We start from the raw sequence: 528 nt of genomic DNA, 5'->3' as shown, positions 1-528 counted from the left end.
CTCTGCAGCAAGCCCGCGAAGAGCTTGGCGCGGGGCACCATGCTGCTGACCTGCACATGCTCCTCCAGCGTATGCGCGAGCGCGCCCTGGATGCCGAGCCCGTCCAGCGTGGGGATGCCCATGGCGCCCGTGAAGTTGCCGTCCGAGCCGCCCCCGGCCGACTGGTGGGGCAGGCCGAAGCCCAGGCGCTTCGCGATGGATTCCGCCGTCGCATGCAGGGCGATCACCGTGCCGTCCGGCTCCCAGACGGGGCGCGTCACGCCGCGCTTCACCTCGAGCTGCACGTCGTTCCCGCTCGCCTTCAGCGACAGCATCTTCTGGACCGCCGCGTCGAGGTCCTCCTGGCGCTTGGCCATGGAGAGGGACTCCGCGTCGCAGTAGGTCGCCACGCAGTTCACCCACTGCCCGCCATGGATCACGCCGACGGAGAAGGTGCAGGCCTCGGTCGTCATCTCCTCGACGGCGACGATCTGCTTGGCCATCTCGCGGATGGCGCTGCGGCCCTCGCCGAGACGCGCGCCGGCATGG

At 70.5% G+C, this 528-nt stretch carries 1 protein-coding gene; it reads right to left on the bottom strand.

Annotation, left to right across the window (positions count from 1 at the left end; translation table 11 throughout):
• Window positions 1-528, bottom strand: a 528-nt coding sequence (locus tag AC1DWF_RS38310) for a M20/M25/M40 family metallo-hydrolase (protein ID WP_476843622.1), incomplete at both ends; no start/stop codon positions are given.

It is taken from the genome of Aminobacter sp. P4_D5 (genome assembly GCF_056401815.1).
Note: the sequence above shows the minus strand (reverse complement) of the source record. Positions and strands in the feature narration are given on the sequence as shown.